At 71.1% G+C, this 23,245-nt stretch carries 25 protein-coding genes; 8 read left to right on the top strand and 17 right to left on the bottom strand.

Features of this window, described 5'->3' with window-relative positions; genetic code table 11:
- Positions 1-22 precede the first annotated feature (22 nt).
- Genes ABD143_RS18545 through ABD143_RS18495 form a run of 11 tightly spaced genes read right to left on the bottom strand, consistent with a single transcriptional unit; the run spans position 23 to position 12,858 of the window.
- A complete protein-coding gene (locus tag ABD143_RS18545; protein WP_343979579.1) occupies positions 23-1,822 on the bottom strand; it encodes an acetyl/propionyl/methylcrotonyl-CoA carboxylase subunit alpha in 1,800 nt (599 codons plus the stop codon).
- Positions 1,819-2,739 carry an LLM class flavin-dependent oxidoreductase gene (locus tag ABD143_RS18540; protein WP_343979576.1) on the bottom strand — a complete coding sequence of 307 codons (921 nt, stop codon included), beginning with the start codon at positions 2,737-2,739 and terminating at the stop codon, positions 1,819-1,821. The genes ABD143_RS18545 and ABD143_RS18540 overlap by 4 nt, the downstream gene beginning before the upstream one ends.
- Positions 2,730-3,575 carry an HpcH/HpaI aldolase/citrate lyase family protein gene (locus tag ABD143_RS18535; RefSeq protein ID WP_343979573.1) on the bottom strand — a complete coding sequence of 282 codons (846 nt, stop codon included), beginning with the start codon at positions 3,573-3,575 and terminating at the stop codon, positions 2,730-2,732. Before ABD143_RS18535 ends, ABD143_RS18540 begins: the two co-directional genes overlap by 10 nt.
- A complete protein-coding gene (locus tag ABD143_RS18530; RefSeq protein WP_343979570.1) occupies positions 3,572-4,015 on the bottom strand; it encodes a MaoC/PaaZ C-terminal domain-containing protein in 444 nt (147 codons plus the stop codon). The genes ABD143_RS18535 and ABD143_RS18530 overlap by 4 nt, the downstream gene beginning before the upstream one ends.
- Positions 4,012-5,340 carry an MFS transporter gene (locus ABD143_RS18525; protein ID WP_343979567.1) on the bottom strand — a complete coding sequence of 443 codons (1,329 nt, stop codon included), beginning with the start codon at positions 5,338-5,340 and terminating at the stop codon, positions 4,012-4,014. The genes ABD143_RS18530 and ABD143_RS18525 overlap by 4 nt, the downstream gene beginning before the upstream one ends.
- Positions 5,337-5,840 carry a MaoC family dehydratase gene (locus ABD143_RS18520; protein WP_343979564.1) on the bottom strand — a complete coding sequence of 168 codons (504 nt, stop codon included), beginning with the start codon at positions 5,838-5,840 and terminating at the stop codon, positions 5,337-5,339. The genes ABD143_RS18525 and ABD143_RS18520 overlap by 4 nt, the downstream gene beginning before the upstream one ends.
- Complete coding sequence (locus ABD143_RS18515) at positions 5,837-6,649, bottom strand: enoyl-CoA hydratase/isomerase family protein (RefSeq protein WP_343979561.1); 813 nt, start codon at positions 6,647-6,649, stop codon at positions 5,837-5,839. Before ABD143_RS18515 ends, ABD143_RS18520 begins: the two co-directional genes overlap by 4 nt.
- Positions 6,646-8,220, bottom strand: coding sequence for an AMP-binding protein (locus ABD143_RS18510; RefSeq protein ID WP_343979558.1), 1,575 nt, complete (start codon positions 8,218-8,220; stop codon positions 6,646-6,648). Before ABD143_RS18510 ends, ABD143_RS18515 begins: the two co-directional genes overlap by 4 nt.
- 9 nt (positions 8,221-8,229) lie before the next feature.
- Positions 8,230-10,155, bottom strand: a complete 1,926-nt coding sequence (locus ABD143_RS18505) for an AMP-binding protein (protein WP_343979556.1) — start codon at positions 10,153-10,155, stop codon at positions 8,230-8,232.
- A 25-nt stretch (positions 10,156-10,180) separates the two neighbouring features.
- Positions 10,181-11,722 (bottom strand): acyl-CoA carboxylase subunit beta, encoded by a 1,542-nt coding sequence (locus ABD143_RS18500; protein ID WP_343979554.1) that lies wholly within the window; start codon positions 11,720-11,722, stop codon positions 10,181-10,183.
- Positions 11,719-12,858 carry an acyl-CoA dehydrogenase family protein gene (locus tag ABD143_RS18495; protein WP_343979551.1) on the bottom strand — a complete coding sequence of 380 codons (1,140 nt, stop codon included), beginning with the start codon at positions 12,856-12,858 and terminating at the stop codon, positions 11,719-11,721. Before ABD143_RS18495 ends, ABD143_RS18500 begins: the two co-directional genes overlap by 4 nt.
- Before the next feature lie 134 nt (positions 12,859-12,992).
- On the opposite strand from ABD143_RS18495, the gene ABD143_RS18490 reads away from it, so the two are divergent.
- Positions 12,993-13,592, top strand: a complete 600-nt coding sequence (locus ABD143_RS18490; RefSeq protein WP_343979549.1) for a TetR/AcrR family transcriptional regulator — start codon at positions 12,993-12,995, stop codon at positions 13,590-13,592.
- A gap of 531 nt (positions 13,593-14,123) precedes the next feature.
- Here ABD143_RS18490 and ABD143_RS18485 read toward each other — a convergent pair.
- Positions 14,124-14,291 carry a hypothetical protein gene (locus ABD143_RS18485; RefSeq protein WP_343979546.1) on the bottom strand — a complete coding sequence of 56 codons (168 nt, stop codon included), beginning with the start codon at positions 14,289-14,291 and terminating at the stop codon, positions 14,124-14,126.
- Positions 14,292-14,505: 214 nt separating this feature from the next.
- Here ABD143_RS18485 and ABD143_RS18480 point away from each other — a divergent pair, with 214 nt between their 5' ends.
- Entirely contained in the window at positions 14,506-14,772 is a 267-nt protein-coding gene (locus tag ABD143_RS18480) for an SbtR family transcriptional regulator (protein WP_343979543.1), read from the top strand.
- Positions 14,773-15,306: 534 nt separating this feature from the next.
- On the top strand, positions 15,307-15,759 hold the full coding sequence (locus ABD143_RS18475) for an Hsp20/alpha crystallin family protein (protein WP_343979540.1): 453 nt from the start codon (positions 15,307-15,309) through the stop codon (positions 15,757-15,759).
- A gap of 487 nt (positions 15,760-16,246) precedes the next feature.
- Here the strand turns inward: ABD143_RS18475 and ABD143_RS18470 are convergent, their stop codons facing one another.
- From ABD143_RS18470 to ABD143_RS38240, 4 genes are all read right to left on the bottom strand, one after another.
- Entirely contained in the window at positions 16,247-16,534 is a 288-nt protein-coding gene (locus ABD143_RS18470; protein ID WP_343979537.1) for an NAD(P)-binding domain-containing protein, read from the bottom strand.
- Positions 16,419-16,820 carry an NAD(P)-binding domain-containing protein gene (locus ABD143_RS38245; protein WP_379659872.1) on the bottom strand — a complete coding sequence of 134 codons (402 nt, stop codon included), beginning with the start codon at positions 16,818-16,820 and terminating at the stop codon, positions 16,419-16,421. The genes ABD143_RS18470 and ABD143_RS38245 overlap by 116 nt, the downstream gene beginning before the upstream one ends.
- A 98-nt stretch (positions 16,821-16,918) precedes the next feature.
- Complete coding sequence (locus tag ABD143_RS18460; protein ID WP_343979531.1) at positions 16,919-17,497, bottom strand: DsbA family protein; 579 nt, start codon at positions 17,495-17,497, stop codon at positions 16,919-16,921.
- Positions 17,498-17,648: 151 nt separating this feature from the next.
- Positions 17,649-17,852, bottom strand: a complete 204-nt coding sequence (locus ABD143_RS38240) for a helix-turn-helix domain-containing protein (RefSeq protein WP_379659871.1) — start codon at positions 17,850-17,852, stop codon at positions 17,649-17,651.
- A gap of 187 nt (positions 17,853-18,039) precedes the next feature.
- Between ABD143_RS38240 and ABD143_RS18455 the strand changes: the two genes are divergently transcribed.
- Positions 18,040-18,381, top strand: a complete 342-nt coding sequence (locus tag ABD143_RS18455) for an STAS domain-containing protein (RefSeq protein ID WP_343979527.1) — start codon at positions 18,040-18,042, stop codon at positions 18,379-18,381.
- 10 nt (positions 18,382-18,391) lie between these two features.
- Here ABD143_RS18455 and ABD143_RS18450 read toward each other — a convergent pair whose 3' ends face one another.
- Positions 18,392-19,276: an NmrA family NAD(P)-binding protein gene (locus ABD143_RS18450; RefSeq protein WP_343979524.1), complete on the bottom strand. Its 885-nt coding sequence runs from the start codon at positions 19,274-19,276 to the stop codon at positions 18,392-18,394.
- A gap of 401 nt (positions 19,277-19,677) precedes the next feature.
- Between ABD143_RS18450 and ABD143_RS18445 the strand changes: the two genes are divergently transcribed.
- Genes ABD143_RS18445 through ABD143_RS18430 form a run of 4 tightly spaced genes read left to right on the top strand, consistent with a single transcriptional unit; the run spans position 19,678 to position 23,243 of the window.
- Positions 19,678-20,163 carry an Hsp20/alpha crystallin family protein gene (locus tag ABD143_RS18445; protein ID WP_343979521.1) on the top strand — a complete coding sequence of 162 codons (486 nt, stop codon included), beginning with the start codon at positions 19,678-19,680 and terminating at the stop codon, positions 20,161-20,163.
- Between the two features lie 13 nt (positions 20,164-20,176).
- Positions 20,177-20,725 carry a general stress protein gene (locus ABD143_RS18440; RefSeq protein ID WP_343979518.1) on the top strand — a complete coding sequence of 183 codons (549 nt, stop codon included), beginning with the start codon at positions 20,177-20,179 and terminating at the stop codon, positions 20,723-20,725.
- Between the two features lies 1 nt (position 20,726).
- Positions 20,727-22,619 carry a molecular chaperone DnaK gene (gene dnaK, locus ABD143_RS18435; RefSeq protein WP_343979515.1) on the top strand — a complete coding sequence of 631 codons (1,893 nt, stop codon included), beginning with the start codon at positions 20,727-20,729 and terminating at the stop codon, positions 22,617-22,619.
- A 9-nt stretch (positions 22,620-22,628) separates the two neighbouring features.
- Positions 22,629-23,243, top strand: coding sequence for a nucleotide exchange factor GrpE (locus ABD143_RS18430; protein ID WP_343979512.1), 615 nt, complete (start codon positions 22,629-22,631; stop codon positions 23,241-23,243).
- The last annotated feature ends 2 nt before the right edge of the window (positions 23,244-23,245 follow it).

Genomic DNA, 23,245 nt, shown 5'->3' with positions numbered 1-23,245 from the left:
ATGTCAGCCGCGACCGGCTCCGTCAGCTCGCGTCGACCACCTCGCAGAGAACGGTGCGATAGCCGACGGAGTCGCCCGGCGCGACGGCGAGCCCGGTCACGACGCCAGCGTGGTGGGCGATCACCCGGTTCTCCATCTTCATCGCCTCGAGCACGGCGATCAGGTCGCCCTCCTCGACGTACGCCCCGTCCTCGACGGCGACCTGCACGATCGTCCCCTGCATCGGCGCGGTGACGGCGTCGCCCGCAATCGTGGGCCCCGCGTCGCTGCGCAGCGCGGCCGCCTGCTCGCGGACGGAGGCCGCCAGCTCGCCGAGTGCCGCGAGCCCCGGGACTCGCACCGGTAGCACCCGCCGGCCGACCTGCACGCCGAGCTCGTTCGGGTCCCGGTGCGCTGTCAGGTCCGCCCAGGGGTCGATGTGGCCGTCGAAGTCGTTCTCGATCCAGCGGTTGTGCACACGGAAGCCGCGGCCGTCGCCCACGTAGTCCGGGTGCTCGACCACCTGCCGGTAGAACGGCAGCGGCGTCGGCACACCCTCGACGCGGGCCTCGGCGAGCGCCCGCCGCGCGCGCCGCAGCGTGTCGTCGCGGTCGGTGCCGCGCACGACGAGCTTGGCGAACATCGAATCGAACCTGCCGTCCACCGGATCGCCCGCCTCGACGCCCGAGTCGAGCCTGATCCCCGGCCCCGACGGCATCCCGAACGCGGTGACGGTGCCGGGGACGGGCTGAAACCCGCGCCCGGCGTCCTCGCTCGTGAGGCGGAACTCCACGGCGTGCCCCATGGCCACCGGGTCGGCGTCGCTCATCAGCTTCGCACCAGCCGCGATGCGGAACTGCTCGGCGACGAGGTCGACCCCCGTAGTCTCCTCCGTGACCGGGTGCTCGACCTGGAGCCGGGTGTTGACCTCCAGGAACGAGATCTGGCCGTCGTCGCCGACGAGGTATTCCACGGTGCCCGCGCCGATGTAGCCGGCGGCGCGGCATATCTCCTTGGCCGACTCGTGGATCACCTGCCGCTGCCGGTCGGTCAGGAACGGGGCCGGGGCCTCCTCCACGAGCTTCTGGTTGCGCCGCTGCAGCGAACAATCACGCGTGCCGACGACCACGACCGCGCCGTACTCGTCGGCGAGCACCTGCGCCTCGACGTGCCGGGCGCGGTCGAGGAACCGCTCGACGAAGCACTCGCCGCGGCCGAACGCGGCCGTCGCCTCCCGGGTGGCCGACGCGAACAGCTCGGGGATCGCGGCCGCGTCGCGCACGACCTTCAGCCCGCGCCCACCGCCGCCGTACGCGGCCTTGATCACGAGCGGCAGGCCGTGCGTGCGGGCGAACTCCTCGATCTCGGCGACGTCTCCGACGGGGTCCTCGGTGCCGGCGGCCAGCGGCGCCCCGACCGCGCGGGCGATCCGGCGTGCAGTCACCTTGTCACCCAGCTCGCGAATCGTCCGCGGCGACGGCCCGACCCACACCAGCCCGGCGTCCAGCACCGCCTGCGCGAAGTCGGCGTTCTCCGACAGGAACCCGTAGCCGGGGTGCACGGCGTCGGCCCGCGAGGCCAGGGCGGCCGCGACGACGGCACCCGTGTTCAGGTACGTCGAGGCGGCGTCCGCGCCGTCCAGGGCGACCACCTCGTCGGCCAGCCTCGTGTGCAGGGCGCCGCGGTCGGGCTCGGCGTGGATCGCCACGCTCCGCATGCCGGCGTCGCGGGCGGCGCGCACCACCCGGACGGCGATCTCGCCCCGGTTCGCGACCAGCACCTTCCGCAGCGGGTTCCTCGGTTCGTCGGACAGCACCGGCGGCTTCTTCCTTTTCGTCGTCACGCCGCGGCCAGAGCGGGCGCGACCTCGTGGATGAACATCTCCGCGGCGCGTTCGACCTCGTCGTCGGGGCATGCGGGTGCGAAGACCACGGTCTCGGCGCCCGCCGCGGCGTACTCGCCGATGCGGGCGGCGACCTGCGCGGGCGTGCCGGTCGGCACGTAGCGCTCGGCGAGCGCGGCGAAGTCCTGCTGGTAGATCCGGCCGAGGACGTCCAGCGCCGTTCGGTGCGCGCGACGGCCGTCGACGCCGACGCCCGCCCAGCAGAACAGCGCACCGCGCACGGCGTCGGGGGGCCGGCCGTGGGCCTGCGCCCCGGCCCGCACCTGGTCGAGTCCTGCCGCGAGCTGCTCGGGCGCGACCATGTAGGGCATCCAGACGTCGCCGAACCGGGCGGCGCGGCGCATCGCGGGCGGGCGCCTGCCCCCTACCCAGATGGGCGGGCGCGGGCGCTGCACGGGGAGCGGGTCGAGCCGCTGCCCGTCGACCTGCCAGAAGCGGCCGTCGTGGTGCACGCGCTCCCCGGCGAAGAGCCGCACGAGCAGCTCGAGCGACTCGTCGGTGCGCGCCCCACGCTCGGCCGGGTCGACGCCGCAGGCCCGCAGCTCGGCCGGGTACTCGCCGCCGATGCCGACGCCGAGCTCGAAGCGGCCGCCGCTGACCCCGTCGAGCGTGGCGGCCATCTTCGCGGCCAGCGGCGCCGGGTAGACGGGCAGCACGGTCGTTGCGCTCAGCACCCGGATCCGGCTCGTCGCGCCGGCCGCCGCCGCGAGCGCCACGAAGGCGTTGGGTGTGGGGCCGTGGAAGAACACGTGCTCGCCGCAGGCGAGGATGTCGTAACCGAGCTCCTCGGCCCTCCGGGCGAGCGGTACGACCCGGCCGGCGTCGAACTGCGGCGGCAGCATCAGGCCTACTCGCACGGACCCTCCTCGACCGCGCGCGCGAGCACACCCCGCGCGAGGCTGACGTGCACGGCGTCGACCATCTGCCCGTCGACCACCCCGACGCCCTGCTCGGCCGCCCGCAGCACCGCGCGAGCGTGCTTCACCTCGGCCGCCCGCGGTGTGAACACCGCGTGGGCGAGCTCGACCTGGATCGGGTGCAGGCAGATCTTGCCGCGGTAGCCGAGGTCGCGGCCCTGCTCGGCGTCCACGCGGAACGCTTCCGCGTCCCGCACCGCGACGACGGCCTGATCGAGCGCAGCCACTCCGGACAGGTGCGCGGCCAGCACCACTCGGCTGCGTGCGTACAGCACCTCGGTGCCCGCGGCGGTGCGGCGGCCACCGAGGTCGGCGATGTAGTCCTCGGCCCCGAAGTACGCCGCTTCGGGCCGCTCGGCCAGGAGCGTCCGGGCGTCGGCCACGCCGAGCGCGCTCTCCAACCCGACGACCACGCGGGCCCCGGCGGGCAGCGCCGCCCGCAGCGCATCCAGCTGTGGGGCTCGCTCGTACTTGGGCAGGACGACCCCGTCGAGGGCACCGGCGGCACACGCCTTCGCCGCAGCGTCGAGGTCGGCGTCGTGCCACGGCGTGCCCGGCGGGTTCACCCTCAGCAGCACCGTCCCCGCCCCCGGACGCGCCGCCCCGAGCGCGGCGAGGGCGGCCTCCCGCGCACCATCCTTCGCGTCCGGGGCGACGGCGTCCTCCAGGTCGACGACCACGGCGTCCGGACGCGAGCGCGCCACCTTCGCGAGCATCTCCGGCCGGCCGCCGGGCACGAAGAGCAGGCTGCGGGGCGGGATCATGCGGTCGCTCACGCCGCCCCTTCCCGCACCACGAGGCACTTCAGTGTGGCGACCACGAGGTCGGCGCCGTGCTGGTTCTGCACGACGAACCGGGAGGTCACGACGCCGGCGTCGGAGCCGCGCGGGTCGATTGCGAGCACCTCGGTCTCCACGTGCAGCGTGTCGCCGATGTGGGTCGGCCCCACGAAACGCAGCGTGTCGATCCCGTAGAACGCCTTCATCGCGTCCGGCCGCAGCTCCACCAGGCCCAGCGCCACCGAGATGACGAGCGCGCCGTGCGCGATGCGCTGCCCGAAGCGGGGGTCGGCCTCGGCGAACTGGACGTCGGTGTGGATCGGGTGCCAGTCGCCGGTGAACATCGCGAAGGTGACGATGTCGGTCTCGGTGATCGTGCGGGCGCGGCTGGTGTGCCGGTCGCCGACGGAGATCCGGTCCAGGTAGTCGGTGATCACGCCGTCGCCCGCTCCCGGTCCATATCCTCGCTGCCCCGAGTGATGTCCCGCTGCGACACCAGCGCCACGCACACCAGCGAGAGCAGCGACAGCACGGCCACGTAGCCGGCGACGGCCATCGAGGTGCCCGTGGCCGCGACGAGCGCGGTGGCGATCAGCGGGGCGACCGCGCCGCCCAGCAGCACGCCGAGCTGGAAGGACACCGTCGAGGCGCTGAACCGGACCGTCGCGTCGAACAGCTCGGTGATGAACGTGGCCTGCGGTCCGTAGGACACCGCGAAGACGATCGCGCCGACGACGTAGGCGAGCACGAGCAGCACGGGGTTGCCGCTGTCGACGGCCGCGAAGGTCGGGAAGATCCAGACGGTCATCGCGCCCAGCCCAGCCATGATCATGACCCGGCGTCCCCTGCGCTGCGCGAGCGCCCCGAACAACGGCATCGCGACGACCGCCACCACCGCCGAGACCAGCACCGCCACGAGCATCGCGTTGCCGCTCTGCGCCTGCGTGGACTTGGCGTAGGCCAGCGCGTAGGTGTTGACCACGTAGAAGTACGCGCCGGTGCTGATCATCGATCCGGTGGCCAGCACGATCTGGCGCGGGTAGCGGCGCACGGCCTCGAGCAGCGGGAGCCGCGCCGCCCGCCGGTTGCGCTTGACCTCCTGGAACACCGGGGTGTCGCCGATGGAGAAGCGGATGTAGATCCCGACGGCGACGAGCACGATGCTGATCAGGAACGGGACCCGCCAGCCCCAGGACAGGAAGCTTTCCTCAGGCAGCTGCGAGACCAGGACGAACGCCGTGGTGGCGAGGAACAGCCCGGCGGGAACGCCGACCTGCGGGAAGCTGCCGAAGAACCCGCGCCGCCCCGGGCCGGCGTGCTCGACGGCGGTCAGCACGGCACCGCCCCACTCCCCGCCGACGCCGAAGCCCTGCACCAGGCGCAGCAGCACCAGCAGGATCGGGGCGGCGACGCCGATCGAGTCGTAGGTCGGGAGCAGGCCCATGAGGAACGTGGCGATTCCCATCATGGACAGGGAGAGCACCAGCATCTGCTTGCGGCCCACCCGGTCGCCGAAGTGGCCGAGCACGATCCCGCCGAGCGGGCGGGCGAAGAAGCCGACGGCGAACGTGCTGAACGCGAGCAGGGTCGAGGCCACCGGGTCGTCGCCGGGGAAGAACAGCGGACCGAGAACGAGTGCAGCCGCCGAGCCGTACAGGATGAAGTCGTACCACTCGATCGTGGTGCCGATGAGCACCGAGGCCGCCACGCGGCGCATCGGAGGTGCGGACACCCGGGCCGTGCTGTCCTGGGCTGACGTCATGACTGCGCTCCCGTTGATCCGGTGGGCTTGCGGTGCATCAGTCCCGTGCGCCGGGCGCGGCAGACGAGCTCGCCGCGCTGGTTGTGGGCGCGGTGCTCGAACACGACGATCCCGGCGTCGGCGCGGGACCGTGACGCTCTGGCCTCGACGACCTCGGTCTCGACGCGGACCGTGTCGCCGGGGTAGACGGGCGCGGGGAACGTCACGTCGGTCAGCCCGAGCTGCGCGACGATCGTGCCGAGGGTCAGCTCTGGCACGGAGAGGCCCACGACCAGGGCGATCGTGAACATGCTGTTCACGAGGGGGCGCCCGAACTCGGTACCGGCCGCGTACTCGGCGTCGAGGTGCAGGGGCGCCGGGTTCATGGTCATCGTCGTGAAAAGCACGTTGTCGGTCTCGGTCACCGTGCGCCGGGTGACGTGCTGCACCACGGTGCCGACCTCGAGCTCCTCGAACCAGCGGCCGGACACCGCCCGGGGTCCGTCGTCGGTGCTCGTCATCGCGCCTCCAGGGGGTGGACGGTGGAGAAGTCGGGCGCCCGGCCGGCCCGGAACGCGGCGAGGCCCTCCGCCGCGGCGGGCGAAGTCATCAGGTGCTCGACGAGCGCGGCCCGCTCCGCCGCCAGCGCCTGCGGTGCCGGGAGGGTGGTCGAGTCGCGGTACATCCGCTTCATCCGGGCGAGCGCATCGCCGCTGTGGCGGGCCAGCCGGGCGACGAGCGCGTCGACCGCCGCGCCGAGGTCCGCGGCGGGCACGGCGTGGCTCGCGAGCCCCCACCGGGCGGCGGTGACGCCGTCGATCATCTCCGCGGTGAAGAGCAGGCGCCGTGCCTGGGCGGCCGGCAAGGCGCGCGGCAGGCGGACCGAGCCGCCCGCCCCCGGCAGCAGCCCGTACTCCAGGTGCCGGTCGCCGATCCGGGCGTCCTCGGCCACCACCGCGAGGTCACAGGCCAGAAGGATCTCGCAACCGCCGGCGAGCGCGTACTCGCCGACCACCGCGACCGAGACGAAGGGGGCGGCCTCGATCCGGTCGAGCACTGCCCCGATCGAGGCGATATAGGCGGTCACCGCGACCTCGTCGCCGAGCAGCGTCGTCAGGTGCGGCAGGTCCGCGCCCGCCGAGAGCGTCCCGCCCGCACCGCTGACCACGAGCACCGAGCAGCCCGCGTCCGTCGCGGCGTCGACCGCTGCGTCCAGCCCGTCGAGCACCGCCGGGCTCAGCGCGTTCTTCGCGCGGGGCCGGTCGATCAAGGCGCGCGCCACCGGGCCCTCGATGTCGACGACCACGTCGCCCACGCGTCGCTCCGTCACGAGCGCCGCACCGTGACGCCGGCCTTCTCGCGGTCCCACAGCTGCCCGAGCCGCTCGCGGGCCGCGACCGTGAGCTTGTACTTTTCGATCTTCTCGCTGGGCGTCTTCGGCAGCTCGTCGATCGTGTCGAGGTAGCGCGGCACCATGTAGTACGCCATGTGCTCGGCGCAGAACCCGATCAGCTCGGCGTAGTCGAGCTCGGCGCCGGGCGCCGCCACGACGTAGGCCATGACGTCGTCTTCGCCCAGCTCGGAGGGCACCGGCACCGCGGCCGCCTCGACGACGTCGGGGTGGCGGCACAGCACGGTCTCGACCTCGAACGCCGAGATGTTCTCGCCGCGGCGGCGGATGGCCTCCTTCTTGCGGTCGGCGAAGTAGAGGTAGCCCTCGGTGTCGAGGTGGCCGCGGTCGCCGGTGTGGAACCAGAGGTCGCAGGTGGCGGCCACGGTCGCGTCCGCCATCTCGTAGTAGCCGAGCATGATGTCGCCGCGCTCGTTCGGGCGGATGCAGATCTCGCCGACCTCACTCGGCGGCAGCGGGCGCCGGTGGTCGTCGACGATCTGGACGCTCATGTAGTCGCGGACTCGCCCCGCCGACGACGCCTTCTCGGGCGGGTCGTCCGGCCCGAACACGGTGACGGCGCTGTTCTCCGTCATCGCGTACACCGACGTCACGCCGATGCCGTAGCGCTCGAACCACCCCGCGGCGAGCTCGCGCGAGTTGGGCACCATCATCGCCGTACGCACCCGGTGCTCGCGGTCGCGCGGCGACCGGGGCTGCTGCCAGATGATGTTGGCCATCGCGCCCAGCGCGTTGAACACCGTGGCACCAGAGTCGCGGACCTCGTCCCAGAACCGGCGCGCCGAGAACCCCGGTGAGAGCGCGACGCATGCGTCGGCCCACAGCGCCGCGTAGACGGTGAACCACAGCGCATTCGCGTGGAAGACCGGCAGGCAGGTGTAGAGCACGTCCTCGGGCCCGTAGCCCGACAGCGACGCCATCCGCATCCCGACCCCGTGGCCCTGCGAGTGCGGGCACACCACACCCTTGGACGGGCCGGTCGTCCCGGACGTGTACATGATCAGGTGCGGGTCCGAGTGCCCGACCTCGGCCATCTCCGGCGGGTCGTGCGCGGGGAGGGTGGCGAACTCCGCGAGCCGATCGGGGCCGATCACCTCGCGCACCGCGGGCACCTTCGCCACGGCCGGGTCGACGCGCGCCCGGTAGGCGTCCTCCGCGACGAGCAGCACCGAGTCGGACTGGTCGAGCAGGTAGACCAGCAGGTCGCCCTTGGCCGCGGTGTTGAGTGGCACGGCGACCGCTCCGAGCTTTCCGAGCCCCCAGATCGCCCACAGCATCTCGGGGCGGTTGGGCAGCATCAGCGCCACGTGGTCACCTCGCTCGATCCCCGCCCGGCGGAACCCCTCGGCGTAGGAGTTCGTGACCGCGTGCGCATCGGCGTAGGTCCACCGCTCGCCGCGGAAGGTCAGGAACGGCCGCTCCCCCACCGTCGCGGCCTTGTCGGCGAGGATCCGGCCGATCGTCCGGTCCTCCAGCTCGTACTGGTGCACCCCGGCCCCTCAGGCCCGCACGACGGCCGCGACGACGTCGAGCGCGCCGGGGTCCTCCATCGCGCTGATGTCACCGGTCGGCTGTCCGTGCACCACGAGGTCGCGCAGCAGCCTGCGCATGGTCTTCCCGGTGCGCGTCTTGGGCATCGCCGACGTCACGTAGACCGCCTCGAGCCGGGCGTAGCCGCCCATCTCCGCGACGACGTGCCGGCCGATCTCGCCCGGCACCGAGCTGGGATCGGCGTCCGCGCGCAGCGTCACGAACGCGATCGGCACCGTTCCCTTCGTGTCGTCCGGGACGCCGACGACCGCCGCCTCGACCACGGCCGGGTGCGCGGTGACGACGGCCTCGATCTCCATGGTGGAGATGCGGTGCGCGGCCACGTTGATCACGTCGTCGGCCCGCCCAAGCACCCAGAGGTGACCGTCGGCGTCCAGCACGGCCTCATCGTGCGTGGCGTAACGGCCGGCGAACCGCGAGAAGTAGGTGGCGCGGTAACGCTCGTGGTCATCCCACACCGTGCGGGCGAGCGTCGGGAAGGGCGCGGTGAGCACCAGGTTGCCCTTCACGCCTGGCGGCACCGGCTGACCGTCGTCGTCGACGACCTCGAACGTGTGGCCGGGCACGGCGGTGCCGACGGAACCGGCCTTGAGCGCCTCCGCCCCGTAGACCGGATAGGTCCACGTCGACCCGGTCTCGGTCTGCCCGTAGGCGTTGACCACCGGGACGCCGAAGGTCGTCGTCGTCCATTCGAACGTGTCGCCGTCGAGCGGCTCGCCCTGCATCGTGACGAGCTTCAGCGCGGGCAGCGGGTGTTCGGCGGCCAAGTCGTCGCCGAACTTGCGCAGCATCCGGGCCAGGGTCGGGGCGGCGAGCACCTTCGTGACCCGGTGGCGTTCGCAGATCTCGTAGAACCGCGCGGTCGTCGGGGTGTCGAGCGCGCCCTCGAAGCAGGCGATCGTCATGCCGCAGGCGAGCCCGCCGACGACGGCCTGGATCGGGAAGGTCAGCCAGCCGACGTCAGCGGCCACCCAGTAGACGTCGCCGGGTTCGTACCCCGCCTGCCAGTGCGCGTTGGCCCAGGTCCCCAACAGGAACCCGCCGACGCTGTGCACGACCCCCTTGGGCTTCGACTCGGTGCCGCTGGTGAAGATCAGGAACGACGGCTCGTTCGGGTCGAGCGGCACGACGGGTGTGCCCGCGTTTCCCGCCTCCAGGACCTTCGCGTAGGCGTGCTCGCCCTCCTGCAGCGGCGCGCCGTCGCCGGTGCGATCGACGACGACGGTCGCGCGGACCGACGGGGCCCGGCCGCGCGCGGCACGCAACGTCGCCAGCAGCGGCACCGGCTTGCCGCGCCGGTAGCTCGCGTCGGCCACGACCACCACCGAGGCGCGCGCGGCCTGCAGGCGGGACGCCACGGCCTCCTCGCCGAAGCCGGAGAACAGCACGGTGTAGATCGCGCCGATGCGGTTGCAGGCGTGGATCGTGGTGAACGCCTCGACCAGGTTGGGCATGTAGATGCCGACGACGTCGCCCTTCTGCACGCCGAGCGCGAGCAGCCCCGCGGCCAGCCGCGAGACCTCCTCGGCGAGCTCGGCGTACGTCAGGGTGCGGGTGTCACCCGGCTCGCCCTCCCAGACGACGGCGGCCCGGCCGGCGGTCGCCGGGTCCTCGGCCCAGCGGTCCACGCAGTTGTCCGCGACATTGATGCGCCCGCCCTCGAAGTAGCGGAAGTCCTCGATGTCGCCGGTGCGCACGGTGTGCCACGGGCTGGACCAGCGCTGCTGGCGGGCGACCCACTCCCAGTAGGAGTCGGGATCGCCAAGGTCGCGGGCGGCTTTCAGAGCCGTGACGCGGTCCGGGACCGTCCACTCGGGTGGGAGCAGCCGCAGGGGGCTGTCGATCAGCTGAACGAGACTGTCGGTACCGGACAACGTCGTCCTCCTCTGCGGGTGGGACTTACACGGGGCTCACGAGGTGGTGGCGGCGGCCGGGTGACCGCGTCCACCGATCGGCGTCGACGAGACGCGCGATCAGTTCCGTGCGCAGCGCCGGCGGCTCGACGATCGCGTCGACGACGAGGTCGCTGCCCATCCGCAGCAGGTTGATGTCGGCCTGCTGCTCGGCGGTGCGTGCCGCGACGAAGGCCGCGCGCTCGTCCTCGTCGGCGATGGCCGCGATCTTGTTCGCGTAGACAGCGTTGACCGACGCCTCCGCCGACATCGGGCCGATCGTCGCCGTGGGCAGCGCGATCGTCGCCCGCGGTTCGAACCCCGGCGCGCACATCGCGTAGTAGCCGGCGGCGTAGGCCTTGCGGAGCACCACGGTGTACTTCGGGACGTCCGCCGACGCCATCGCCGCGATCATCTTCGCGCCATGGCGGATGATCCCCTGCCGTTCCACGTCGACGCCGACCATGAAGCCGGGCACGTCCTGCAGGAAGACCAGCGGGATGTTGAAGGCGTCGCAGAGCGAGATGAACCGGGCCGCCTTATCCGCCGAGTCCACGAAGATCGCCCCGCTGCGCACGCTCGGCTGGTTCGCGACGATCCCGACCACGCGGCCGTCCAGCCGGGCGAGACCGACCACCATCTCCTGCGCCCACCGCGCCTTGATCTCGAAGAACGAGCCCGCGTCGACGATGCCGTCGACCACGTCCCGCACGTCGTAGGAGACGTTGGGGTCGGTCGGCACCAGGTCGCCGAGCACCTGCTCCGGCTCCGCCGGCTCGCGGCGGGCGGGCGGCACGCGGAAATCATCGGGCAGGTAGGACAGCAGCAGACGGGCGGCGGCGACCGCCTCCCAGTCGGAGTCGAACACCTCGTCGCCGCAGCCGGAGACGGTGGCGTGCATCATCGCCCCGCCCATCTCCTCGAGTGTGGTGCGCTCCCCCGTCACCTTCTCCGCAACCCGCGGGCTCGCCAGGTACATCGAGGCGTTGCCCGCGACCATGCCGACCCAGTCGCAAAACGCTGGCATGTACGCCCCGCCCGCCGCCGAGGGCCCATGCAGGCAGCACAGCTGCGGCACCCGGCCCGACAGCTTGACCTGCAGGTTGAAGATCGCCGACGCCCCGCGCCTGCCGGGGAAGAACCCCATCTGGTCGGTGAGGCGACCCCCCGCGGAGTCGACCAGGTAGACCACCGGGAGCAGGTCTCGGTCGGCACGCTCCAGGATCCGAATCTGCTTCTCGCAGGTGAGCTCGCCCCACGACCCGGCCTTCACCGTGAAGTCGTGGGCGATCACCGCAACCGGCCTGCCCTCCACCCGGCCGACGCCGGTGATCACCCCGTCGGCGGGCAGGCCCGCGTCCGCGGCGGTGGCGAGCAGCCCGTCCTCGACGAACGTGCCGGGGTCGAACAGGATCGCGAGCCGGTCGCGCACGGGGAGCTTCGCCGGCCAGCGGGCCGGGTCGCCGCCACGGCGGGCGCGTTCCTGAGCCGCCGTGACCTCCTCCGGGCCCGGGGAGGCATCCACCTCGCCGGGCACCGTCGCCGTCACGAGCCCATCCCGCGGGTGAGGATCTCCAACTGGATCTCGTCGGTGCCGCCGCCGATGCGCAGGATTCGTGCGTCACGGTAGTGCCGGGCCACCGCCGACTCCTCGACGAAGCCCGCGCCGCCGAACAGCTGGACGGCGTCGTCGACGACCCGGTTGGCCGCGACCGCCGCGAAGTACTTGGCCCGCGCCACGGACGCCGCTGCCTCGGGGTGGCCGGCGTCGAGGCGAGCCGCCGCCTGGTAGGTCAGGAGCCGCGCCGCCTCCAGCTCGATCTCCATGGTGGCGATGCGGTGCCGGATCGTCTGCAGGTTGGCCAGCGGGGCACCGAACGCGCCGCGCTCCCGGACGTACGCCCTGGCCAGGTCGAGGCACTCGGCCGCGTGCCCGAGTCCCATACCGGCCAGCGCGATCCGTTCGAGCTGGAAGCCCTCCATGATCTGGTGGAATCCGCGGCCCTCCGCACCGAGCACGGCGTCTGCGGGGATCTCGACGCCGTCGAGCACCACCTCGCGCGTGTCGGACGAGTGCCAGCCCATCTTCGCCAGCGGCCGCCCGAACGACAGGCCGGGCGTGCCGCGTTCGACGAGGAAGAGCGTGATCCCCCCGTGCCGGGGCCCGCCCGAGCGGGCCGCGACGATCAGGACGTCGGCGAGCCCGGCGTTGGTGATGAACATCTTGCGGCCGTCGAGCACCCAGCCGTGCTCCGTGCGGCGCGCCGTGCTCGTGATGCCGGCGACGTCGGAGCCGGTGCCCGGTTCGGTCACCGCGATCGCGGCGACGGCCTCGCCCACGGCGAGCGGGGCGAGCCAGCGCCGCTGCTGCTCCGGGCTGCCGCTGCGGACGATGTGCGGGCCCGCCATGTACGCGCTGACCAGTGCGGTGACCGCGATGCCGCCGCTGGCACGGGAGAGCTCCTCCGCGAGCAGGGCCACGGCGAGTGCGTCGCCGTCGCCGCCGTCGTGCTCCGCAGGCGTGACGAGGCCGAGCAGGCCCGCCGCGCCGAGCCGCTTCCACAGCTCTGCCGGGAACGATCCGGCCGACTCGGCGCCCTCGACCAGCGGGCGGACCTCCCGGTCGGTGAACGCACGACACGTCGCGCGGAAGTCACGGTGCTCCTCGTCGAGCTCCCAGGTCATCAACACCTCCGAAAAAGTCGACCGACCGGGCGGTCGAACTTTAGGCTGCGGACCGTCCCGCCTGTCAACCCCCGCGCCGCGGCTACGGTTGGGGTGCGGGACGAATACGGTTGGGACGCGGATCGGAGGGCGGCATGACCGACACGACGTTGAGCCGCGCCGACAACCGACGGCTGCGCCTGCTCTCCACCTCGGCGGAGATCTTCAGCAGGCGGGGCTTCCGGGCCACCTCGATGAACGAGATCGCAGCCGCGGTCGGCCTGTCCAAGCCGACGCTGTACCACTACTTCCGGAGCAAGGAGGAGCTGCTCGTCCGGCTCTACTCCGACGTGCTCGACGAGAGCCTCGACGCTGCCAGGGCGACCGTTGCCGCGGCCGCCTCGCCGCTCGACGCGATCCGCGACCTCATCGCGTCCCGGGTCGCCTACACATGCCGCAACCAGGCGCTGCTGAAGGTCTGCTTCGAGGAGGAGCACGAGCTCCCCGCCGAGCTCGCCGAGGAGGTGCTGCGGCGCAGGCGCGCGTTCGAGGACTTCTTCACCGACGCCCTCACCGAGCACCTCGCCGCGCACCCGGGCCTACTGCCCGACGTGCCACCCAAGATCTACGTCAACATGTGCCTTGGTGCGGTCAACTGGTGCTACAAGTGGTACCGCCCGTCGGGCCCGGCTACCCCGGAGGAACTCGGCGACCAGATAGCCGCCACTTTGACGGCCGCGATCGACGTTCGCTGACCACCTGCAGGCGGCCGGTCGCCACAGGTTGCCCCCAGAAGATGGTGCTCACCGACGTCGGCCCGGTCGAGTTCGACGCGCCCCGAGACGGGGACGGCGACTTGGGAGCCGAAGATCGTGGCAAAGCGCCAGAAGCGGCGGCGTGGGTGGTCTCTACCTGTTGCTGGTGCGCGTGCTCGGCTTGTTCGTGCTCGCCACCCAGTCCCGCGGTCGCGGATAGTGCAGCCGTGGCGTCGCCGCCGGTAGAGACCCTGGATGCCGGCCTGGCGCATCAGTCGGGCGAACCGCTTGAGGTTGACGGCAGTCCGTGGCCGAGGGTTAACTCTGCGTGCACCAGGGGTGAGCCGTACGTTCCGCGGGACTCGATGTGAATCTGTCGAATCTGTATTAGTAGCAACTCGTTCTCCTGAATGCGCGGGGAATCGAGACGGCCGAGCCAGTCGTAGTAGCCCGATCTCGACACGTTGAGCACCCTGCAGGTCACCGCGACATTGATATTGTCGTCGGCAAGTTCACGGACCAGCGGGAATACTAGTTTGGGAGGACATTCTCGCGGGCGAAGTAGGCGGCGGCACGCTTGAGGATCTCAACCTCGAGTTCGACCCTACGCTTGTCCCGGCAGAGCTCGGCGAGCTCCTTCTTCTCCTTGCTCGTCAGCTGTGTCGCGCTACCGGACTCGTCGACCTCGGCCTGTGCCATCCAGTTCCGCAGGCATGACTCGGAAATACGCAGGTCTTTCGCCAACTCAGCGACGGGTTTGGTCCGCTCACGGGCTCAAATCACCGAGTGACTAAGCTCCGCAACCCCAGATGCCGGAGGCCGTCGAGATGCCACCCGCGGCTGAGATCCGGCAACTCGTCGACGTGCGGCTCCGCGAGCAGCCCTTGCCCCCCAGTACGGTTCCGGTGACGCGATGACCTGTGTCACCGACAACCTGCGAAATGTCACCGACACGAAAACCGAGAATCCGTGTCGCCTGCCGTTGACATCCGCTGCACAACCCGGTGCAGCTCAGCGCAGTACAGGTAGGTCCAGCGCCGTATGGCTCGACGTCGCCATTACCGATCTGCTGCAGCTCGTCCACGCGATCGCGATCGCGTCGAAGAACGGCCCCGAGCCGGCCGAGCAGGCCGGGCGGCTGCTGACGATCGTGGTCAACGGGCTGCGCCCCGGAACGTGAGGCTGCCCGTGCGACGATGGGGCGAAAGGGTCGGCCGAGACCGCGCAGGGGCAACTACTGCGCTCGGCCCTGACATCAACCCCTCGGCCGCGGCGCCCGGTCCCCGGTGCTCGGCGCCGCAGATCGAGGCCGCGTACGAGCGCCGCCAGCGCATTGGATCCAGGTGCCGGTGCTGGCGCGGCACCTCGAGCAGTTGTCGCCGACGCTTGAACAGCGCCTCCAGGCCGCCCCTCGTCGGTGAGGGCGGCGGCCGACACCTGGTGAGCGCACGGGGCCGCCCGGGCCGGTGGTCCCGACAGGTCGGCCCGTGGGGGCCCATCTCACGCCCCCGGGTCCAGGCTTGGGGAACGCCCCGTCTGAACAATCGTATCTGCGCGGTCGAACGGCGGAACGGCAACACTCATTGTCGGGTGGCCCGGCGAGGCATCGGTGGGCGGATCTCGGCGAGTGTCGATCTCGTCATGATCGGTGTGCAGGCAGACGGTAGCAGCGACTCGCCCGCGGTGAGCGAGCGCTGAATGGAGGAGGACACGGATGTCGTTGTTGAGGTTCGATCCGTTCGCGGGTTCTGACCGGCTGACGCAGCAGATGATGCGGGAGAGGCAGGAGCCCCGTCCCATTCCGATGTCGGCCGTCAGCAGGGGCGATCAAGTCGTCGTCTACTTCGACCTGCCGGGGGTCAACCCCGAGGACGTCGACATCACCATTGAGCGCAACATCGTCAAGGTCCGCGCGGAACGGCGTGCCGCCCGCCAGGAGGGCGACGAGGTGCTCGTCGATGAACGGCCCTACGGGATCTTCGCCCGGCAGGTGTTCCTCGCCGACAGCCTGGATTTGGACAAGATGAGCGCGGACTATGCCCGCGGCGAGCTGTGCCTCACCATCCCGGTCTCCGAGAAGGCCAAGCCCCGGCGGATCGAGCTCCACACCCGTGACGAGGATCCGCAGAACGTCAGGGCGAGCACCACCGAAGGTGGCGCAAGCTAGACGAGACGACTGGAGCATGCGGCGGCCGGGCGGAGACCGCGCCGCTGTCGCGATGCCGTACCTCGGCTCGGCGACAACGCTGATCTTCTCGCGATCAGCCGCGGCGCTCCGGTGTTCGGGTGTATCGCCCGTTCTCCGCATCACGCCGCCCGTTCATAAAACAACACTGCTGAGCAGAAACCAGCCGTACATGACGGAACAGTTGGCTCCGATCAACTTTGCCGCTTCGCGGGCACGGGCACTCCGGCCCCGCTCGCCACGACGGTCACTCGCGGTGAGCCAGCCGGCCGCCAGGTCCGCGAGGTCGCGACGCCACCGGGCTGACCGGCACGAGCTACTCCAAGCGGAGCTGCTCGGCGCCGCCGGTCGAGCCTGCACCCCCTGGGACGCATGAGTAGTCACCGGGCTCGACGGCAGGTCCCGCGAAGTCGGCGAGGTCGGAGAACAGCGCCAGCGTGGGTGCATGCGCCAAAACGGCAGGGGTGGATCAGCCCGACGGCGGCTCCTCGCCGGTATCGCCGAGCAGCTTCCAGCCCGAGGACCGCGACCAGCCGTTGCGTGCGTTGAGGCTGATGTTCAGATACGCCAGGTGCTCGAGGGAGCGGGCTGCCCGCAGGCCGCCGACGTCCAGCGGGCGGAAGCCCATCGCCGTCACCAGCTCAGCCACCACCGCCCTGGCCCCCGGGTCGGCGCCCGCGTAGAAGCCGTCCAGCCGGACACCGCTCACCACCGGGATGGTCAGCCGGTCGCCGAGCACAGTGTTGAACGCCTTCACGACGAGCGTGGGACTCCTGCAGCAGGATCGCGATCTCCTCCGCCAGCGACAACCGCGCTTCGAGGACCCCCGAGAGGTCGGGTTCCAGCGGGTTGGTCGGGTCGACGACGATCACTCCCTCGAGGTGGCGGCGGATCTCGTCGGTGACATCCGCGATCGCCCGTGCCGGAACGGCGAGCACCACCATCTCGACGCCCTCGACCGCCTCGACGGCGGTCACCGCCGGCCGCGCACCGACGTCCAGCGCTACCTTCGCCGCGTGCTCGGGGTGCCGGGCGGTGATCACCACCTCATGGCTTCACCCGACGGCGGCCTGCGCCAGCCCGCGGCCGACCGTCCCCGGCACCGATGATCGCCATCCGCATGCTCGACTCCCCGTGGTACTCACGCCAGCACGGCATCGACGGCTGCGAGGATCGGACCCGGGCGGGCCGCGACCGGGACGCCGTTGGCGAAGACGCTGGGCGTGCCCGCGACACCGCGCGCGATGGCCCGCTCCGTGACGTACGGCGGCCACGGCAGGTATCGGCCGGTGCGGATGGCCTCGGCGAAGGTGGGCTCGGTGATCCCGACGAGCCGGCCCAGCTCGACGAGCTGCCCGTCGGACAGGCCGGGGCCGCCCTCCGGCGGCTGGTTGACGAACAGCGTATGGGTGTACTCCGCGAACCGGCCGGCGTCAGCGGCCGCCGCTGAGGCGGCGCCGGCACGCGTGGAGTACGCGGTGTCGGAGACGGCATCCAGGAAGTTCATCGGGTGGTAGATCAGGCGGATGGCTCGCTCGGCCACCAGCCTGTCCAGCGTCGGCCTGCTCATCAGCTCGAACTGCTTGCAGAACGGGCACTGGAAGTCGATGTAGACATCCACGTCGACCTGTCCCGTCCCGACGACGACGCCGTCCCCGCTCGGCGTGCTGCCGCGCGGGACCGGGACCGGCGGGGTCACGGAGCCCGGATGCGCATCCATGCGTCGAAGGCTGCCGCCCGGTGTCTACGCGCGCCTCGGTCCGGCAGCGCGAGAATCGGCACCCGTGTTCGTCTCGCCAGGCCCGGCAGGGTCCCGAACGCGGCACGGACGTGCATTCTCACTCTGCTCTATCCGGGAAGCGGTGGCGTGATCATACGGAGGGGAGTTGCGAGTCGTCGCGACTCGGACGAGGGCTCGGGTGGCAGTGTGCATGTTGAGTCGGGTTTCCGCGGAGGTCGAGCCGGGTGAGCTCACCTATCCGGTAGGTGCGATAGGACACCGTACTGCGGTGTATTCCGAGGGCTTGTGCGCCGTCCTCGTCGAGGAACTCCGCGACCCGACCGGGCCCGCGCACCGAGATCCCGACCAGCCGGAGCCCGTCGCGGTGCACCGGACTGCGTCGAACCCGCCCTGTCAGGCCGGTGTCCACCGCGGGCCTCGTGGTGCACGGTCATCTCGATCGAAGGCGAGGCGACGGGCGTGCGGCGAGAGGAGTCGGATATTGAAGAGGAACGTGGTTCCACTCCGAGACAGTGCTCTGAATGAATGTCGAGCTTCCTGGGAGAAGACGACCTACCCGTGACAACGACCGTAGAGAACGAAACCCGGGGACGAACGTCGTTCACGTCCTCGGCGGGATCGACGCCTTCACGGGGGCGGATCTGGAACGGGCACTTCGTCGAGAGCTGGTGGACCGCCCGGTACGACTGATCGTGGACCTCTCCCTGGTCGACCTGCTGGGGTCGACCGGACTGGTGATTCTCCGTCGCATGCAGGACGACTGCCTTCTGCAGGGCGTCGAGTTGGCGCTGACGTGCGACGGGCGCAAGGAGTTGCTCGAACAACTCAAGATAATCGGGCTCGAGCGGTTGTTCCTCGCCTAGATCTGAGCCCTCAGAAGCGCGGCGCGGAAATTCCCGGCCATCGCCCGATGAACGCCCCGCGTTGCTCGTTCAGCCAGTGCTCCAGAGTGCGGGCATCCTCACCGGCCGTTGTGCGGACGGTGTCGGTGACCGTGTCGCAGCCTCCGCAGGAGATCCACTCGAAGAGCTCAAGCATGCCCTCGGCCTGCCACGGCAGAACGCCGTCGTCGAGCATCATCGACCGGGCCTCCTCGGCCGGGATGTCGGCGTAGTCGACCTGGCGGGCGAAGACGGCGGAGACCCGAGCGGCGACATCGGCGTAGTCGAGCGCCTCCGGCCCCGTGATCACCTGGATGTCCGGCGGGTCGCCGTCTGTGAGGGCCCGCGCGGCCACCGCCGCGACGTCGCTGACCGCCACGAACCCGACGCGGCCGCCTCCGGCCGGCGCGAGGATCAGACCCCGCTCCCGGATCGTGTCCGTCGCCGAGAGCAGGTTCTCCATGTACAGGTTCGGCGCCAGGTAGGTGACGGGGAGGCCGGTCCGCTCGAGATGCATGGCGATCTGACGGTGGCTGCGCATGAAGCGCACAGTGCAGTCCAACTCCTGGAATCCGTCGGCGGCGAGCTTGACGACGCGTGGCCGGTGCCCGGCAGTGACGAGGGCGTCCACGAACCCCACCTCCAGTTCGGCCTGCTCCTCGTGCGAGGGGCTCATGAGGAAGACGCGGTCGAACTCCCGCAGTACTTCCGCAGGGGGTGGATCGTCGAGCGTGGCCACCACGTGGTCCACCGAGGGCGGCAGGTCCAGGGCCTTCGCCTCGGCGCGGACCATGGCCGTCACGGCGACGCGCGCATCGTTCAACTCCTCGACCAGGCGCAGGCCCACCTGGCCCGTCGCCCCCGTCACCAGAATCATCAGCTCTCCGATACTCGGCGGTATTCGGTCCGGACGAACAATGCCGAGCCACCAGTTTATGCGACTGGACCCGAGGAGTCGAAGGGCAGCTGAACCGGTCAACCCGGCGGACCCGGGGTATGACCGGAAAAGCGTCCGGCCCCTCGGCATGGATTTCCACGGCGGCGATGCTGTGTCACCGGTTGCGGGGCGCCCGCCCCAGGTCGTCCTGCACACGGTCGCAGGCGATCGACAAGGGGTGAGCGGCGCCCCGGGACGGCGCAGGTCGCGGGGGGTTGATGGACCTGGTAGGCCGAGTACCCCGACCGAGGTTGCGTCCGGCGGACCGATGCCGCGTGCCAGCAGCGGTGCGACAGTTGGCGAAACTCGGTTGGCCCGACAGGAGGAACTCTGTGACTCTGATGCGATTCGATCCGTTCCTTGAATTGGAACGGCTGGCCGATCAGGCCCTTTCCGTCGGTGCCCGTGCAACACGCAGCATGCCCATGGCGGCGCTGCGTCGGGGCGACGAGTTCCTTGTTTTTCTGGATGTGCCCGGCGTCCATCCTGAAGACATCGACGTGACGGTCGAGCGCAATGTGGTCAGCGTGCGGGCCCGCCGCGCGCCCGCGCACCAGGAGGGCGACGAGGTCATCATCGACGAGCGGCCCTACGGCGAGTTCAGCCGCCAGCTGTTCCTCGGGGACAACCTCGATTCACACCGCATGTCCGGGGACACCCGTGACGGCGTGCTGACACTGAGGATCCCGGTCAGCGAGGCGAGCGAGCCGCGCCGGGTGCAGCTCGGTGCCGCCGACACGTCCGAGGGTGCGCCCCCACACGGCGCCGCCTCCAGCGCAACTACCGGGTCGGAGACCGCTTCGGCGGCCGACCGGACCACCGTCTGATCGGGAGGTTGTCATGATCGAGGAGCCGCGAGACACCGGAAAGCAGGCAGCCGGACCGCAGGGTCGGGCAGCCAGCAGCGCATGGTCCCCCGAGAGCCCGGCCGACCCGGAGCGGCGGCCCCGGCGGCCGATCGGATCGTTCACCAGGTACGAGGACGCCGAACGGGTCGTCGACCGTCTCTCCGATCTGGGGTTCCCGGTCGATCGGGTGGCGATCATCGGTCAGGACCTGCAGACGGTCGAGCAGGTCACCGGAAAGATGGACTACCCGCGGGCCGCGTGGCGCGGCGCGCTGAGCGGCGCTGTTCCCGGCGCACTGATCGGGTGGCTGTTCGGGATCTTCAGCTGGGTCAACCCGCTGATCGCGGGCCTGCTGCTGGCCGTGTACGGACTGATCATCGGCGCCGTCATCGGGGCGATCGTCGCAGTGATCATCTATGCGCTGCAGGGTGGCCGTCGCGATTTCGCCTCCGTGGTGATGATGCGCCCGCAACGGTTCGAGGTGGTCGTCGACGACGAGGTGGCCGACGAAGCGCTCCAACTAGTTGCGACGGGGGTCTGAAATGCCCCGCGCTGCTGGTATCGATCTCGGAACGACCAATTCGGTGATCGCGGCGTGGGAGGGCGGCGAGGCCGCCGTCATCCCCAACGCGGAGGGCTCGCGCACGACGCCCTCGGTGGTGGCGTTCACGGAGAACGGCGAGCGCCTGGTCGGCCAGCTCGCCCGCCGGCAGGCGATCCTCAACCCGAAGGGAACGATCTACTCCGTCAAGCGCTTCATCGGCCGGCGCTTCGAGGAGGTCGAGGAGGAGGCGCAGCAGGTCACCTACGACGTGGTGCCGGACGAGCACGGCAACGCGCGGATCAAGGTCCGCGACAAGCTGTACGCCCCGGAGGAGATCAGCGCGCTGATCCTGCGCAAGCTCGCCGACGACGCCGGGCGCCACCTCGGCGAGCGCGTGACCGAGGCCGTGATCACCGTGCCGGCGTACTTCAACGACGCCCAGCGGACCGCGACGCGGGACGCCGGGAAGATCGCGGGACTCGAGGTCCTTCGGATCATCAACGAGCCGACCGCGGCGGCGCTGGCCTACGGGCTGGACAAGCGCCAGCACGAGACGGTGCTGGTGTTCGACCTCGGGGGCGGCACGTTCGACGTCAGCATCCTCGATGTCGGCGACGGTGTGGTGGAGGTACGGGCCACCGCAGGTGACACGCACCTGGGCGGCGACGACTTCGACCGGCGCATCGTCGACCACCTGGCCGAGCAGTTCCAGAAGGACAACGGCATCGACCTGCGGAAGGACCCGCAGGCGTTGCAGCGGCTCTACGAGGCCGCGGAGAGGGCGAAGATCGAGCTGAGCTCGGTCACCCAGACCCAGGTCAACCTGCCCTTCGTCACCGCCGACGCGAACGGTCCCAAGCACCTCACGATGACGCTGATGCGCTCGACGTTCGAAGAGCTCACCCGCGATCTCGTGGAACGCACGATGGAGCCGGTCAAGCAAGCGATGGCGGACGCCAAGGTCGGGCCCGACGACATCGACGAGGTGATCCTCGTCGGCGGGTCCACCCGGATCCCGGCGGTACAGGCCCTGGTTCGCCGCCTCACCGGTGGCAAGGAACCGAACATGACCGTGAACCCCGACGAGGTCGTCGCGGTCGGTGCGGGAATCCAGGCTGGTGTGCTGAAGGGCGACGTGTCCGACGTCCTCCTGCTCGACGTCACCCCGCTGTCGCTGGGTGTGGAGACGCAGGGCGGCGTCATGACCCGGGTCGTGGATCGCAACACGACGATCCCGGTCCGGCGCAGCGAGACGTTCTCCACGGCTGCGGACAACCAGCCCGCCGTCGACGTGGTGGTGCTGCAGGGCGAGCGTGAGCGCGCGTCCGACAACCGGGTGCTGGGCCGGTTCCGGCTCCAGGACATCCGGCCGGCGCCGCGGGGTGAACCGCAGATCGAGGTCGTCTACGACATCGATGCGAACGGGATCCTCAACGTCACCGCTCGGGACAAGAACACCGGCGCCGAACAGGGCATCACGATCTCGGAGAGCACCAACCTGGACACCTCCGAGGTGGATCGGATGGTGCAGGAGGCCGAACGCAACCGGACCTCGGACCAGCAGCTGCGCCAGGAGGTCGACGCGCGCAACGAGCTCGACAGCGTCGCTTACCAGGTGCAGCGCCGTCTCGACGAGCTCGGCGACGCCGCGCCGTCGCACGAGCGGGCCCGCGCGGAGATGCTCGTGGCGGACGCCCGGCGGGCGGTGGAGGAACAGGCGCCGCTGGACCGGGCGCGCGAGCTGACCGCCGAGCTCCAGCAGGTGTTCGCCGGCCTGAGCGCGGTGTCGGCCGGAGCGGGCGGCCCCGGGGGCGCACAGGGTGGCGGCAGCGAGAGCGCCACAAGCGAGACCGACGACGACGTGATCGACGCCGAGTTCGACCGTAGCTGAGGCGCACTCATGACCGAACACGCACCGGACAGGACGCCCGGCCAGCCCGCCGCACGCGCCGTCACCGGCCAGGAAGGCACGGCAGCGCCGGAGGAGCGGACCGGGACGGATCGGGTCGCGGGATCAGCCACCCCGACCCGATCCCCGGAGGACCGGGCCGAGGACCGGCCGGAGGGCCGGCCCGGGCTGGACGCCGCCGAGCTGGAGGATCGCTGGCTTCGGGCCGTCGCAGACCTGGACAACCTGCGCAAGCGGTATGCCCGCGAGCTCGGGCGGGAACGGGAGGCCGAGCGTGAGCTCGTTGCCTCGGCGTTCCTGCCGGTGCTCGACACCATCGACCGGGCCCTCGAGCACGCCGGATCCGACCCGCGGTCGATCATCGAAGGCATCCGGACCCTGCGCGAGCAGGCCCTCGCCGTACTGGCCGGGCTCGGGTATCGCCGCGAGGACGAGACCGGGGTGCCGTTCGACCCGAGCCGCCACGAGGTGGTGGGTGTGGTCGAGCCCAACGGCGGTGGGGCTGCCCCGGGCTCGGTGGCCGAGGTCGTCAGGCCCGGCTACGGCGGCCCAGGCCGCCAGTTGCGGCCGGCATCGGTGACCGTGGCGCAGAGTCCGGGGGACTAGTT

The organism is Pseudonocardia aurantiaca, assembly GCF_039526725.1.
In the GTDB taxonomy this organism is placed as follows: Bacteria; Actinomycetota; Actinomycetes; order Mycobacteriales; family Pseudonocardiaceae; genus Pseudonocardia; species Pseudonocardia aurantiaca.
Note: the sequence above shows the minus strand (reverse complement) of the source record. Positions and strands in the feature narration are given on the sequence as shown.

Coding starts and splice junctions, on each gene's coding strand:
- ABD143_RS18455 (WP_343979527.1), top strand. CDS start 18,040: ATGAATGTCGAGCTTCCTGGGAGAAGACGACCTACCCGTGACAACGAC.
- ABD143_RS18520 (WP_343979564.1), bottom strand. CDS start 5,840: ATGACGAGCACCGACGACGGACCCCGGGCGGTGTCCGGCCGCTGGTTC.
- ABD143_RS18495 (WP_343979551.1), bottom strand. CDS start 12,858: ATGACCTGGGAGCTCGACGAGGAGCACCGTGACTTCCGCGCGACGTGT.
- ABD143_RS18490 (WP_343979549.1), top strand. CDS start 12,993: ATGACCGACACGACGTTGAGCCGCGCCGACAACCGACGGCTGCGCCTG.
- ABD143_RS18440 (WP_343979518.1), top strand. CDS start 20,177: ATGATCGAGGAGCCGCGAGACACCGGAAAGCAGGCAGCCGGACCGCAG.
- ABD143_RS18525 (WP_343979567.1), bottom strand. CDS start 5,340: ATGACGTCAGCCCAGGACAGCACGGCCCGGGTGTCCGCACCTCCGATG.
- ABD143_RS18475 (WP_343979540.1), top strand. CDS start 15,307: ATGTCGTTGTTGAGGTTCGATCCGTTCGCGGGTTCTGACCGGCTGACG.
- ABD143_RS18450 (WP_343979524.1), bottom strand. CDS start 19,276: ATGATTCTGGTGACGGGGGCGACGGGCCAGGTGGGCCTGCGCCTGGTC.
- ABD143_RS18480 (WP_343979543.1), top strand. CDS start 14,506: ATGACCTGTGTCACCGACAACCTGCGAAATGTCACCGACACGAAAACC.
- ABD143_RS18485 (WP_343979546.1), bottom strand. CDS start 14,291: ATGGCACAGGCCGAGGTCGACGAGTCCGGTAGCGCGACACAGCTGACG.
- dnaK (WP_343979515.1), top strand. CDS start 20,727: ATGCCCCGCGCTGCTGGTATCGATCTCGGAACGACCAATTCGGTGATC.
- ABD143_RS18460 (WP_343979531.1), bottom strand. CDS start 17,497: ATGGATGCGCATCCGGGCTCCGTGACCCCGCCGGTCCCGGTCCCGCGC.
- ABD143_RS18430 (WP_343979512.1), top strand. CDS start 22,629: ATGACCGAACACGCACCGGACAGGACGCCCGGCCAGCCCGCCGCACGC.
- ABD143_RS18445 (WP_343979521.1), top strand. CDS start 19,678: ATGCGATTCGATCCGTTCCTTGAATTGGAACGGCTGGCCGATCAGGCC.